Raw genomic sequence first — 13,455 nt, 5'->3', positions numbered from 1 at the left:
TGAAAGGTGATAAAAATGTGTGGTTTTGTTGGCTTTGCGGGTTCAAATCTAGCTTTAGATAAAGAAAAAACAATTAATACCATGATGGATACAATCATTCATAGAGGACCTGACAGTGGAGGAATTTACACAGATGAGGCTGTCACATTGGGCTTTAGACGACTTATGATTATTGATCTATCGGAGGAAGCAAGCCAGCCAATGTACAATGAAGACAAGAGCTGTGTATTGGTATTTAATGGTGAAATCTATAACTATCAAATCTTGAGAATAGAATTAGAAAAGAAGGGGCACATATTTAAAAGCAATACTGACAGTGAAGTGATTATTCATGCCTATGAAGAGTATGGTGTAGATTTATTACAAAAAGTAAGAGGAATGTTTGCATTTACAATATGGGATACAAAAAATGAAACAATGTTTTTAGCAAGAGACTTTTTCGGCATTAAGCCGTTATATTACACACAAAATACCACAGACAATTCCCTTATTTTTGGTTCCGAAATTAAATCATTTTTGAAGCATCCTTCCTTTAAAAAAGAATTGAATAAGGATGCTTTAAGACCGTACCTTACTTTTCAGTACTCAGTACTGGATGAAACATTTTTCAAAGGCGTTTATAAGCTAAAACCAGGTCACTACATGATTTACAAGAAGGGTGACATAAAAATAAAGCGTTATTGGGATTGTCTGTTTGATGAAAAAGAAAATACTCTAGAGTACTATGTTGATAAAATTAAATCAACGATGCTGGAATCCGTCAACTATCATAAAATCAGTGATGTGAAGGTAGGATCATTTTTATCCGGCGGCATAGATTCTAGTTATATTACAGCTTTATTGATGCCAAACAATACCTTTTCTGTAGGCTTCCACGATTATGAAGCTATGTTTGACGAAACCAATTTAGCAAAAGAGCTATCAGATTTATTGAAGGTAGAAAATCATAGAAAAATAATCACTGCTGATGAGTGCTTTGAAATGCTGCCAACCATCCAATATCACATGGATGAGCCTCAATCAAACCCATCATCAGTTCCACTATACTTTTTAGCTGGACTTGCCAGTGAATTTGTTACTGTAGTTTTATCTGGAGAAGGAGCAGATGAGATTTTTGGTGGATATGATTGGTATCAAACCTCACCAACAATGAATAAATACCAGAAGATACCGTACCCTATTCGCCGCCCAATCTCTTTGGTATGTAAAAAGCTGCCTAAAAATAGAGCAACTGGATTTTTACTAAAAGGTGGACAAAAAGTAGAAGAGAAGTTTATCGGACAAGCAAAGGTTTTTGAGGAAAATGATGCTTTAATGGTATTAAAGGATGATTATAAAAATGGTCCTTCTGTGGAAAGTATAACAAAAAAAGTGTATGATAGAGTGAAAAACCAAGATGATCTTTCTAAAATGCAATATATAGACCTAAATCTTTGGCTGCCGGGAGATATTCTACTGAAAGCTGATAAAATGAGTATGGCACATTCTTTGGAGTTAAGGGTTCCATTTCTGGACAAAGAAGTTATGGCACTAGCCTCACAAATTCCTAGTTATCTTCGGGTCAATAGGAAAAACACAAAGTATTCATTAAGAGTTGCTGCAGGTGAAACATTGCCAGAAGCATGGGCCAATAGAAAAAAAGTTGGTTTTCCAATACCTATAAGATATTGGCTTCGAGAAAAGAAATATTATGATCTAGTGAAGGAAATGTTTGAATCGGATATAGCGAAAGAGTTCTTTAATACTGACCATCTCATTAGATTTTTAGATGAACACTATACTAGGAAAAATAATTATGCAAGATACATCTGGACCGTGTATGTTTTTCTTGTGTGGTATGAGAAGTTTTTTGTTGAGTTATAATCCGACAATGATTTAGTCTGGGGGCAGAATAAGATGAAGGTAATAATTCGATTAACGTTATTAATCCTATGCCTAGTGTTAATAGGTGTAGGGATTTATACCTTTGCAAGTAACTTAATTGAACAGCCTATTGAAATAATTGAAATAAAACAAGGCAGCATTACCATCATTAATATGGATGATACAACAGAGCTGCCTATAAAAAATAGTGAATATACCATAACAAAGTTAGAATCAGGTGATATTGTAGAGAGACTGATTACTGACCAGGAAGGTAAAGCAACATCCGCATTGTATGATTATGATATGGAATTTGAAATAAGGCAAGTGAAGGTGCCATCTATTTATCAGATAGATAATGAAGCAGTCATTGACATAAAAATCAGTGAAGACAATTATGAATTTGTTACCAAAAACAAAATTCATCAGCATATTGAAGCATTTCTTAGGACCGCTGATGGTGAGTACGTAATTAATGAAGTTTATATTCCTGTGCCTACAGTTATGCAAAAACCTGAACTGCCAAATGGCTGTGAGATAACTGCACTAACAGCAGTACTAAACTATCTAGGCTATGATGTATCAAAAACTGAAATGGCAGATAGTTATTTACCACAACAAGCCTTCTTCCGTGAAGGAGATAAACTATTTGGCGCAAATCCGTATATTGCATTTGCGGGAAATCCAAGGGACCAAAATGGCTTTTTTGTCTATGCCCCACCAATTGTAGAGGCAGCAAACAGCTATATTGAAACTATGGGAGGAACCCATACTGCTGTGGATATCAGCAAGAGCACAAGAGAAGAAATTATCCAAGAGCTAAATAACGGGAATCCTATCGTTATATGGTCCACAATTGACCAACGAACAGCAAGGTTTAATTACTCATGGTATCTCATTGAAAATGGGGAATATTTTCAAGCAGCAACAAATTTACACGCCCTTGTAATCAATGGGTATGTTGAGGATAAAGTCCATGTTATGGACCCCTTAGAAGGACAAATTCTTTATGATGCTGATACTTTTTTTGAACACTATTATGGCTTAGGCAGTGTTGCGGTAGCGGTGTATTAATACTATATTCAATCAAATAGAAACACATGTATATAAGAGAAAATATCCAATGTAGAATGCATCTATATTGGATATTTTTCTTTTAGAAGAAAAATTTACCAAAAAACTGTTGACATTAGAGACGGAAGAATTTATAATATTAAACGCAGTTAAATTTACTGAACACTGTTTAAAAATGAAAGCGGGTGAACCATTTTGAAAAAAAACAGACAATTACTTAAGCAAGAGGAGGTTAGAAATTTCATCTTAGATGCTGCTAGAAATATTATTTCTCAGGACGGCATTCAAGGTCTTTCAATACGGAAAATTACCAATGCCATTGATTATTCGCCTGCCATTATCTATCACTATTTTAAAGATAAAAACGAGATTGTAGAAACTTTAGTAATGGAAGGATATGGAAGGATACTGGCTGCTATCAAGTCCGTTGCAAGGAATGAAGAGGCACCAGAAAAGGAAATGAAGGAAGTGTTTACCAACTATATCATGGCAGCTCTACAGAATCCAGAGGAATTTAAGGCTTTTATGCTTAATGACGATCCAATGGTATTAAAGAAGACCAGTATTCTTCATAAGGGGATATGTGAAGAAAGTCCTACAATGCAGCTTTTTAGAGAAAACGTACAGAGAGGAATAGATCAAGGACGCGTAGCACCATGTGACCCCGAAATCACAGCTCAGATTATTTGGACATCAGTATTTGGCTTAATCATAAAGCTAATGGTTGAGAAAGACATCCCTCAGGAACAAGTTGAACGGTTGATTGAACATAACTTTACTATATTGTTTAATGGAATCATGATAAGGAAGGAGGTTGAATAGGATGAAAATAATACTTAAAATTCTTGGAGTAGTGGTAGTGTTGGTAATTATTATGATTATTGCAATTATATCTATGACTAAATCCTGGGTGAATCCAGATGATAACTTTGCAGAAATAAATCTTGAGAGCATTGAGGATGGCTTCTATCAAGGGGAGTATGATGTGACCCCATTAAAGGCTATTGTGACGGTACATATAGAGAATAATAAAATAATAGATATAATCATTGATGAACATGAGCATGGTCGAGGATCAAAGGGAGAGGAAATAGTAGCGGAAATCATCAACAAACAGTCCTTGCAGGTTGATGCTATTACTGGGGCAACCCATAGCAGCAATGCAATTCGTAAGGCAATAGAAGATGCCCTTAATAAATAAGGAAGAGGATCAAAAATATAAATAATTCAAGGAATGGAGATACGAGGATGAAAACATTAATAGCATATACTACCAAGTATGGGTCCACAGAAAAGTGTGCTAAAGCCCTATCAGGAAAACTTAAAGGGAAAGTAGATGTATATAATTTAAAAACAGAAAAAAACATAGATATGACACAATATGATAAAGTCATCATAGGAGGATCTATTTATATGGGGAGAATTCAAAAAGAAGCAACTAAATTCTGCTCAGAAAATCTAGATGTATTACAGGATAAGAAGGTGGGACTATTTATCTGTGGAATGCAAACCGGGCAGCAGCTTGAAACCCAATTAAACAGTGTTTTCCCACAGGAATTACTATCAAAGTCCATTGCTACAGAAGCCTTTGGAGGAGAGTTTATCTTTAAGAAGATGAACACAATAGATCGATTTATTAGTAAAAAGATTTCAAAACAAACTGAAGACGTTTCCGCCATTCTAGAGGAAAACATAACTAAGCTTGCAATGGCAATGAATGATCTTTAATTACCATTAGACAATGTCTAGAAAAGAGATGGTAAACCCTTTAATACGCTAGGAAAAATCTTTTAAAGCGAGGTGTCATTATGAGTGTGGTAGTCTTAGACGGGATGTCAGAGAAAAATTGTATTGAAGAAAAATTAAGGTTAATCCTTGATGAAGAAGTTGATAGTGTTTCCTATTTCAATCTAAAGGATATGAATATTATGCCCTGTAGATGCTGTGAAACTTGCAACTACAAGACTCCAGGGAGATGTATAATAAAAGATGATATGACAGAGGTATTAAAGGCTATTGCCAGGTGCAATATGCTGGTATGGGTTACCCCCATTACCTTTGGTGGATATTCCTCTCAGCTTAAAAAGGCTATGGATAGATTGGTGGTAATGGGTTTACCATTGTTTTTTGTAAAGGATGGGCATTTACTCCACCCTATGCGTTATTATAAAACATCCTTGCTGGGTATAGGATGGATAGAAAATCATTCCCAGACTCAGGAAGAGAACTTCAAGACATTAGTTGAAAGAAATGCTCTTAATATGCAGTCACCCCATAAATCTCTTGTTTTTACATCAGCTGATGAGATAAAGACGATAGAAAATGAAATCAGCAATGCTGTGAAGGAGGTGTATCCCCTATGTCTGAAAAGAGATTACTCCTTATAAATGGAAGTCCCAGAAGGGGCGGGACCTCCTATAGCTTTGCTAGGACATTAAAAAAGCTTACTGAGAATGTAGGAAATACAGCAGAGATTATACATATTATTGACTATTATGATGAAAAAGAAAGCTTTGAAGAATTGGAAAGTAAGCTTCAACAAAGTGATATTATAGCCGTTGTAACGCCTTTATATGTAGATACATTAACCTATCCAAATATTTGGTTTTTTGAAAGGCTTTCTGATGAGTACAAAACTCAGCTTAAGGGGAAAAGATTTTTTGCAATTGCACAAAGTGGATTTTTGGATATAAAGCTTTCGGAGCCTTTACTGAATTCATGCAAATTTTTTGCAGAGGAAACAGGGATGAAGTGGCTTGGTGGCTTAGCCCATGGAGGTGGAGCCATAATCAACGGAGAAAAGGTAGAGAATTTGGGAAGGAAGGGTAAAAAAATTTCGATGGCCTTTAAGCTTGCTTTAGAAAATATCCTTCAGGATAAAATGGTACCTTCCCGTTCACAAGAGCTGCTAACAATAAAAATCTCCAAAATATTTTATCCTCTTCTAGCAGCTTTTATGAACCATATGACAAAACGAAATCTACGAAAGCACAACATAAGCTTTGAAGAGTTTACTAAAAAGGTATATTTGGACTAGGATTAATTTTTAATACAATACTAGAATTTTCAAATGATAAATTATACAATTTCTATCAAGGTAGCTTGGATTAAAATCTAGGCTACCTTGATTTTTTTACAAGTATTTTTCATAAAGCAAATCCATTATATCTAGAGAAATAGAAGCATATGGTGTAATATAGAACTGAAGGGGTATATATAATAAAGATGTTTTTTCAACATTTATTTTCAGTATAGGGTGATTAATGTGTTCAATTTATTAATAAATAGCTTAAGGGATTTTAGAAGAACCTATAAAAAGTATCTTGTTTTTGAGTTTATATATATGCTAATGACTGGTTTTATTTTTGTACCTATTATTGCATATGTTTTTAATCGTGTCCTTGTGGCAATGGGGTCGGGACCTTTGCTAAACAGCGATATATTTAAAATAGCTTTAAGCACTAGCGGCATCATTGGCCTTATTATTATTTCAATTTTATCAGTGATAGTAATTTTTATTGAATTTGGTGTACTTATTGTTATATCACAAAAGAATTATTTTTCTAAGAATATTTCTATATCTGAAGCCTTTATTACAATGATTATGAAAACACCAAAGATATTTGGTTTTGGAATATTACATCTGATGTTTTTTCAATTATTTTTAATACCTTTTATTGATTTACCCATATCCTCCTCCCTAATAGAAAATATAAATGTTCCAATATTTATTAGACAAGAAATCTATAGCTCCTATATATTAACAGGCCTATATATAGCAGTTTTTTTGTCGGTTATCTATCTCTTTCTTAGATGGATTTTTACACTACATTATATTATTATTGAAGGCAAATCTACCTTAGATGCTATCGGTTGCAGCTTAGTCATCACTAAACACAATAGAATTAGAATTCTACTAAAGCTTCTTCTCTTTAATATATTTTTCTTTGCTATCGGATTAACAATACTTTCTGCAATAAATCTAATACCATCCTTCATTGACATAGATAGAGGAGCCTATTTTATTGAGAACTATTTTATTACCTTTTCCAGTTTTTTGACATATATTTTTGTTTTACTGCTTACTCCAATCAATATAATATTTTTGACAAGGTTATTTTATCAATTTAACAGGAAACAGGGTGTACCCTTACAAGATAATTTAGCTACTTATAAAAGTGGGCTATTGTTAAAGCTGGAAAAAAAGATTGCCAGTCTATTACACAGAAGAAAAATATTGGTGTTCCTGATATTGGGCAGTAACCTATTAGCAACATTCTTTTTAAGTTATTCTGTAAATGAAAATATTATTTATATAGGAAGAAATGTTTTAATCGCCGCCCATAGAGGGGACCCAATCAATGCACCGGAAAATTCACTTAGTAGTGTCAGAAAGGCCTTGGATCAAGAAGTAGATTTTGTTGAAATCGATGTTCAAAGAACAAAGGATGGTGTTATCGTTTTAAATCATGATATTGATTTAAGAAGAGTTGCAGGTGTTCCTTATAATGTTGCTGATGTAACCTATGAAGAGATTTCTACATTAGATATTGGATACAGATTCTCTGAAGAATTTCATGGAGAGAGAATAGCTACTTTAGAAGAAGTATTAAGGGCGGTAAAAGACAAAGCTAGACTAATTATCGACCTAAAGCCCTATGGCTATGAACCAGCCTTAGCAAAAAAAGTTGTTGAGTTAGTAGAGTTTTATGATATGGTGGAGGACTGCTATATCCAATCTTTTGATAATAGTTTGTTGGAGATAGTAAGAAATCTGAATCCAGATATAAAAATAGGTCAAATCATGTATTTTGCAGCAGGGGATTTATCTACTTTAGATGTAGATTTTTACGCAGTAGAACAAAGAATGCTTTCTAATAAATTTATTAAAAGTGCTCGCAGGAAAGATCGGGAAGTGTGGGTATGGACAGTGAATAATGAAGAGGATATTAAAGAAGTGTTAAGATATGATATAGATGGAATTATAACAGATTATCCTGGAAGGGTACAGGAGATCATTGGATTTCATCTATAGGGATAAAGCTAAGACTACAATAATATAAGCATGAATTATAAAAAAATTTCTCTCCATAATGTATCAAGCATATGGAGAGAAATACTTTATTTATTAAAAAAATCCTATCAATAGTGTACGCGAACCAACCAAAACTTAATATTCTTGTTGCTCCAGCCTAAGTCCCAAGGGGTCCTATAGCGATCTGCATTATGAGAATTTACAAGAGCATACCCCTTTGAATCCATGCCGGTAACAATAGATATATGGGTAACCTTGCCCTTTACTTCATAAGCTATATAATCACCCGGCAAAAGCTCATAGGAAGCCTTTAAGGTATTCTCATAGTTTCCATGGGCAATTTGAGATGCTCTTCCACTATTAAGCATATAATTGTTGAAGGCATTTGCATTTAGCCAGACCTTGCTTCCGGCTCCTCTCTCATAATTCCAGGTACGATTTTTTTTAAATCCAGCTCCCTCATACAGCATCTGAGAAGCAAAGTTGGCACAATTTCCGCCCTCTGGATTATAATCTCTATAATCAGGATTATACTGAAAACCATATTCAGGTGGACTGGCAGCACCACAGTATTGATCTGCATAGGCTACTGCCTTAAGCCTTCTTTCACTGAGATTAGATAAGTCCACAGGCTGCCCTGATAATATAATCTGCTTTATCCCATGGCTTTCTATGGATTCCAGATCTAAGGAATCAGCAAACGGGTCCTTATACCATTCTCTTGAAATAACCCAGCCATCATCCTTTGGCATAATGTCTAAGGAATGGTAGGAGCCGATTCTAAAGGAATTATGGTTATAAAGATCATCTTCATAGATGTACTGATACTCTGTGGATACCAAAAGATTTAAAGCAAAGCCCTCATTCTTATCCTTAGTGCTGCGTACAACTATGTCGGAATTGATGGCTATAAACTTAATAGCTTGTTTATTAGCCCATTGGCGCAAGTAGGTCATTCTTTTAAGTTCCTGCTCATAAGCCCAGAGACCACTTCGAATATCTATGTCATAAAGACTTTCCAGCAGCTCTATGTCCTGTTCTAGTAAAGCACTATTTCTAAGATTAATGATTCTGTTAACCTTTACAGCAGCTTCATCATCTATATAAGTAGAAGAGGTTGTTTCAGACAGATTCCATTTATAAACTACGATACTAAGGGCAATTAGTAAAACCATAAACAGCAAAAATATTTTAACTTTTTTCAATTCTATAAATATAACCATTTCTTTTCCTCCCAAATATAGTCATAGAAGTATATGTATTAAATTCATATGCTATTCCGTTAGTTTTTTCCTTTATTTTCATATGAATAGGAATGGACAGATCAAGTATGAAGGATTATATTTCTCTAGCTGTGGTATGTAAGATTTATTTGAATAAGTGCATAATTATGGTACTCATAACAAAAACAATGGAATTTAAAGGTCTTTTTTTGGGGTATAAAACCTATTAAATAAACTAAAAAAAGTTTACAATGATTTATAAGAGGATAGTTTTCAATAGCATAGTCTATTTAAATAGGGGCAATTAGGATTTAACGCTCTTTGTTATAGCAATTATAAACCAGCATAATTTATCAGATGTACATAATAACTAAACAAAACTATAATCCCCAACCCATTTAATACCCCTTTTTCAACTTATTTGAAGAAGGGGATTTAGCGCTTTACCAAGAAGGAATGCTGACAGCATCATATAAATGATTTATTGCTGAGGGACTGCTTGCCAATAAATACAAAGTCATAACATAGAAATCTTATGGTACACTAGAGAAAATAGAGAATACAGACTTAGGAGGTGTAAGCTTGAAAGTGCCGGAATATTTAGCTCGAGATATTGTTGAGAACATCAAGGAGATTATTAATCAGGATATTAATTATATCGATACAGATGCAGTTATTATTGCCAGTACAAATATATCAAGAGTAGGCACCTTTCATGGTGGTGCAAGGCGGGTATTGAAAAAAAAGGATGAAGTCATTATTCAATATGATGGAGAATATGAGGGTACAAAGCAGGGTATTAATCTTCCAGTATTCTTTCAAAATGATATCGTTGGAGTGATCGGCATTACTGGAAGTGAAGAGGAAGTTGGAAAGTATGGAAAGATTATCAAGCAGATGACGGAAATTCTTATAAAAGAAGCCTATGTAGTTGAACAAGAAAAAATTGAAAGAGAAAGTAGGAAACAATTTATAGAAGAGCTATTATATCGGATTCATAATGAAGATAAAAGAACTTTAAATATGCGTTCTGAGCTATTGAATATCAGAATTGATATACCTAGGATTGTAATGGTTGCTAGAATTTATCAAGATTATGATAATAATGCAGTAAGCACACCATTACTTCAGGAAAAAGTATACAATTTTATTAGAAGTTATATTGATTTTAATAAACAAAATTTAATTATTCAAAGTGGTATGAATTATATATTGATTCTAGATAAAAAATCTCTAAATGATATATCCAGCTTAGCTGAGAGTATACATGATAGTATTAAAGATAAATATGAAATTAAGCTTTGCTTTGGGATTGGTAGGTGCAGTATAGATGTCGATGAAATGAGAAAATCCTATGAAGAAGCAAAAAAGGCTTTAGATGTTGTATTAGTTACTAAAGAAAAATATGTAATGAATTATTCAGATTTAGATACAGATCTTCTTCTTAATGAGGTGTCGGATTTAACAAAAGATACTTTTATTGATGGAGTTTTTAAGAAAATGAAACCTACTGAGATTGATGGGTATATGGAAATTCTTATAAGGTATTTCAAAAACAATGGTTCAATCACGAAGACTGCAGATGAATTATTCATTCATAAAAATACATTACAATATAAGCTAAACAAATTAAACAGGTTGACGGGATATGATCCACGGATTACTAAGGATATGGTTGTGTTGTATTTAGCAGTTAAGATATATGGTCAAATAAATAATAAATAAGTCATGACGTTGTTATAGGTAACAAAAATAGGATGAGTTATCCTATTTTTTTTTGTATTTTTGAACATAGATTAATATTCTTAATAGTTTTACAATTATTAATAAGAGAATGGAAAAAATAATAAATCATCTGTCTTATATCCGTCTCTTTAAAAAAACAAGAAGTATACTCTCATAATCAGCATATAATATTTCGTCGGCAATAGGATAACGTTATCATAAAGAAATATTTGAGGCAATAGGTTAAATATAGTGTAAATTTCTACTTTGCAGGATTAGATATTTACAACTCTGAGAGATGATTACTTTTGAAATTAAAAGGAAAAGTTGATGTTGAAAGAGGGATTAAAATGAAAGTTGTTATAGCTTCGGATTCTTTTAAAGGTAGTTGCTCATCCCTGGAAGTTGCTGAAGCAATAGAGAGGGGTATTAGAAAAATTGATCAAGATGCAGAGATAGTAAAAATTCCAGTTGCTGATGGTGGAGAAGGTACTGTGGATACACTAGTAATAGGTACTGGCGGCAAGTATGAAGAGGTGGAGGTAGTAGGTCCCCTTGGTAAAAAAATAAAAACTAAATACGGTATTTTAGAAGGCAATATAGCTGTAATAGAAATGGCTGCTGCTTCAGGTTTACCTTTACTTAAGGAAGAAGAACGTAATCCAATGGTTACTACCACCTATGGAACAGGAGAAATGATCAAGGCTGCAATGGAGAAAGGATGCAGAAAAATATTCATTGGTATTGGAGGAAGTGCTACTAATGATGGCGGTGTAGGTATGGCTCAAGCTCTAGGTGTTTCTTTTAAAGATCAAGAAGGTAAAGAGATTGGCTATGGTGGTGAAAATCTTATTAATATCTATGACATTGATCTATCCAATATCAACAGCAGTTTAGGTGAAACAGATATTGTTATTATGTCAGATGTAAGCAATCCCTTATGTGGGCCAAATGGAGCAGCTCATGTCTATGGGCCACAGAAGGGGGCTACTCCAGAAATAGTAAAGCTGTTGGATGCCAACCTAGGATACTATGCTAAGGTAATCAAAGAAAAGATAGGGAAAGATATCCTAGATATACCAGGAGCTGGAGCAGCTGGCGGATTAGGTGCTGGATTGATGGCGTTTTGTAATGCGTCTCTTTGTTCAGGCATAGAAAAGATTTTAGATCTAACGAATATTGAAGGACATTTAGCTGATGCAGATTTAGTAATCACAGGCGAAGGACAAATTGATAGTCAAACAGTATATGGGAAAGTTCCAGTAGGTGTAGCAAAAAGAGCAGTAAAATACGATATTCCAGTAATTGCTATTGTGGGGAGTGTAGGTGAAGGGGCTTCGGATGTATATGCATATGGAGTTGATGCCATCATGGATATTATTAACAAACCTATGCCTTTGAGGGAGGCGGTACAAAATGCTCCCACCTTGATAGAGGATACTGCAGAAAATGTTATGAGAATACTAAAACTTAGAAACCAGATAGCTTCCAATGTTTAATCAAAAAATGAAAATTAAAAGAAACGGAGGAATTTGTTTTGAAAATTGTAGTACTTGATGGATACACATTAAATCCTGGCGATCTAAGCTGGGAAGAGTTAGAGAAATTTGGAGATTTAACTGTATATGACCGTACCTCCTATGATTTAGGTGGACAAGACCTAGTGGTGAAAAGGGTAGGAGATGCAGAAATTGTTTTTACCAACAAGACCCCATTGACGAAAGAGGCTATGGATCAAATGCCTAACCTGAAGTATATTGGCGTTTTAGCAACTGGATACAATGTAGTGGACGTAGCGGCAGCAAAAGAAAAAGGAATTGCAGTGACCAATATACCTACCTATGGAACAACAGCAGTGTCGCAAATGACTTTTGCTCTATTATTAGAGATGTGTCATCATGTAGGTCATCATAGTGAAGAGGTTAAAAAAGGAGCGTGGACAAATAATCCTGACTGGTGCTTTTGGAACTATCCTTTAATAGAATTAGCAGAGAAAACGATAGGTATTATCGGTTTTGGTAGAATTGGTCAAGAGGTGGGCAAAATTGCACAGGCCTTTGGAATGAAAGTTTTAGCTTACGATAGCTACCCAAATAAAAGGTTGGAAAGCAGCACCTTAAAATATGCAGACTTGGAAGAATTATTAGCTGAATCAGATGTGATCAGTCTACATTGCCCTTTATTTGAAAGCACCCAGGGCATAATAAACAAAAATACTATTGAGCAAATGAAGGATGATGTCATGATCATAAACACTTCTAGGGGGCCTCTGATCGTAGAAGAAGATTTAGCGGAAGCCTTAAACAATGGCAAAATAGCTGGTGCCGCAGTAGATGTAGTGTCATCTGAGCCAATTAAAGGTGACAACCCATTATTGAAGGCTAAAAATTGTATAATTACCCCTCATATATCATGGGCACCAAAGGAATCAAGAGGACGTTTAATGGAAATTGCAGTAGAGAACTTAAAAAGGTTCTTGGAGAGTAATCCTGTTAATGTTGTGAACTAATGTAGCGGATTTTATGGTTATAAAAA

12 protein-coding genes are annotated in these 13,455 nt (G+C 34.2%); 11 read left to right on the top strand and 1 reads right to left on the bottom strand.

Going from position 1 to position 13,455, the window contains the following annotated elements:
• The first annotated feature begins 15 nt into the window (after positions 1–15).
• From asnB to BMX10_RS07670, 8 genes are all read left to right on the top strand, one after another.
• The gene (asnB, locus tag BMX10_RS07705) at positions 16–1,863 is read left to right on the top strand and encodes an asparagine synthase (glutamine-hydrolyzing) (RefSeq protein ID WP_090441893.1); all 1,848 of its coding nucleotides are present in this window, start codon (positions 16–18) and stop codon (positions 1,861–1,863) included.
• Between the two features lie 33 nt (positions 1,864–1,896).
• Positions 1,897–2,937 carry a C39 family peptidase gene (locus BMX10_RS07700; protein WP_090441890.1) on the top strand — a complete coding sequence of 347 codons (1,041 nt, stop codon included), beginning with the start codon at positions 1,897–1,899 and terminating at the stop codon, positions 2,935–2,937.
• 195 nt (positions 2,938–3,132) lie between these two features.
• Entirely contained in the window at positions 3,133–3,759 is a 627-nt protein-coding gene (locus BMX10_RS07695; protein WP_170834733.1) for a TetR/AcrR family transcriptional regulator, read from the top strand.
• Between the two features lies 1 nt (position 3,760).
• Complete coding sequence (locus tag BMX10_RS07690) at positions 3,761–4,138, top strand: FMN-binding protein (protein ID WP_090441885.1); 378 nt, start codon at positions 3,761–3,763, stop codon at positions 4,136–4,138.
• Between the two features lie 47 nt (positions 4,139–4,185).
• A complete protein-coding gene (locus BMX10_RS07685; RefSeq protein WP_090441882.1) occupies positions 4,186–4,665 on the top strand; it encodes a flavodoxin domain-containing protein in 480 nt (159 codons plus the stop codon).
• Between the two features lie 80 nt (positions 4,666–4,745).
• Positions 4,746–5,324, top strand: coding sequence for a flavodoxin family protein (locus BMX10_RS07680; protein ID WP_090441879.1), 579 nt, complete (start codon positions 4,746–4,748; stop codon positions 5,322–5,324).
• Positions 5,297–5,974, top strand: coding sequence for an NAD(P)H-dependent oxidoreductase (locus BMX10_RS07675; protein ID WP_090441876.1), 678 nt, complete (start codon positions 5,297–5,299; stop codon positions 5,972–5,974). Before BMX10_RS07680 ends, BMX10_RS07675 begins: the two co-directional genes overlap by 28 nt.
• A 228-nt stretch (positions 5,975–6,202) precedes the next feature.
• Positions 6,203–7,972: a glycerophosphoryl diester phosphodiesterase membrane domain-containing protein gene (locus BMX10_RS07670; protein WP_090441873.1), complete on the top strand. Its 1,770-nt coding sequence runs from the start codon at positions 6,203–6,205 to the stop codon at positions 7,970–7,972.
• A gap of 107 nt (positions 7,973–8,079) precedes the next feature.
• Here BMX10_RS07670 and BMX10_RS07665 read toward each other — a convergent pair whose 3' ends face one another.
• Positions 8,080–9,195 carry an amidase domain-containing protein gene (locus tag BMX10_RS07665; RefSeq protein ID WP_090441870.1) on the bottom strand — a complete coding sequence of 372 codons (1,116 nt, stop codon included), beginning with the start codon at positions 9,193–9,195 and terminating at the stop codon, positions 8,080–8,082.
• Positions 9,196–9,783: 588 nt separating this feature from the next.
• On the opposite strand from BMX10_RS07665, the gene BMX10_RS07660 reads away from it, so the two are divergent.
• The 3 genes from BMX10_RS07660 (at position 9,784) to BMX10_RS07650 (ending at position 13,429) form a co-directional block, all read left to right on the top strand.
• Entirely contained in the window at positions 9,784–10,920 is a 1,137-nt protein-coding gene (locus BMX10_RS07660) for a CdaR family transcriptional regulator (protein ID WP_244272675.1), read from the top strand.
• Between the two features lie 350 nt (positions 10,921–11,270).
• On the top strand, positions 11,271–12,419 hold the full coding sequence (locus tag BMX10_RS07655) for a glycerate kinase family protein (RefSeq protein ID WP_090441863.1): 1,149 nt from the start codon (positions 11,271–11,273) through the stop codon (positions 12,417–12,419).
• A gap of 38 nt (positions 12,420–12,457) precedes the next feature.
• Positions 12,458–13,429 carry a D-2-hydroxyacid dehydrogenase gene (locus tag BMX10_RS07650; protein WP_090441860.1) on the top strand — a complete coding sequence of 324 codons (972 nt, stop codon included), beginning with the start codon at positions 12,458–12,460 and terminating at the stop codon, positions 13,427–13,429.
• Positions 13,430–13,455: the final 26 nt, after the last annotated feature.

The organism is Natronincola peptidivorans, from assembly GCF_900111615.1.
Classification (GTDB): Bacteria; Bacillota; Clostridia; order Peptostreptococcales; family Natronincolaceae; genus Natronincola_A; species Natronincola_A peptidivorans.
The sequence above is the reverse complement of the archived record's forward strand: the minus strand, read 5'-3'. Positions and strand labels throughout refer to the sequence as shown.

Bases quoted from the DNA above. Each gene is read 5' to 3' on its own strand.
- BMX10_RS07665 (WP_090441870.1), bottom strand. From the start codon at position 9,195: ATGGTTATATTTATAGAATTGAAAAAAGTTAAAATATTTTTGCTGTTT.
- BMX10_RS07675 (WP_090441876.1), top strand. From the start codon at position 5,297: ATGTCTGAAAAGAGATTACTCCTTATAAATGGAAGTCCCAGAAGGGGC.
- BMX10_RS07680 (WP_090441879.1), top strand. From the start codon at position 4,746: ATGAGTGTGGTAGTCTTAGACGGGATGTCAGAGAAAAATTGTATTGAA.
- BMX10_RS07685 (WP_090441882.1), top strand. From the start codon at position 4,186: ATGAAAACATTAATAGCATATACTACCAAGTATGGGTCCACAGAAAAG.
- BMX10_RS07690 (WP_090441885.1), top strand. From the start codon at position 3,761: ATGAAAATAATACTTAAAATTCTTGGAGTAGTGGTAGTGTTGGTAATT.
- BMX10_RS07655 (WP_090441863.1), top strand. From the start codon at position 11,271: ATGAAAGTTGTTATAGCTTCGGATTCTTTTAAAGGTAGTTGCTCATCC.
- asnB (WP_090441893.1), top strand. From the start codon at position 16: ATGTGTGGTTTTGTTGGCTTTGCGGGTTCAAATCTAGCTTTAGATAAA.
- BMX10_RS07700 (WP_090441890.1), top strand. From the start codon at position 1,897: ATGAAGGTAATAATTCGATTAACGTTATTAATCCTATGCCTAGTGTTA.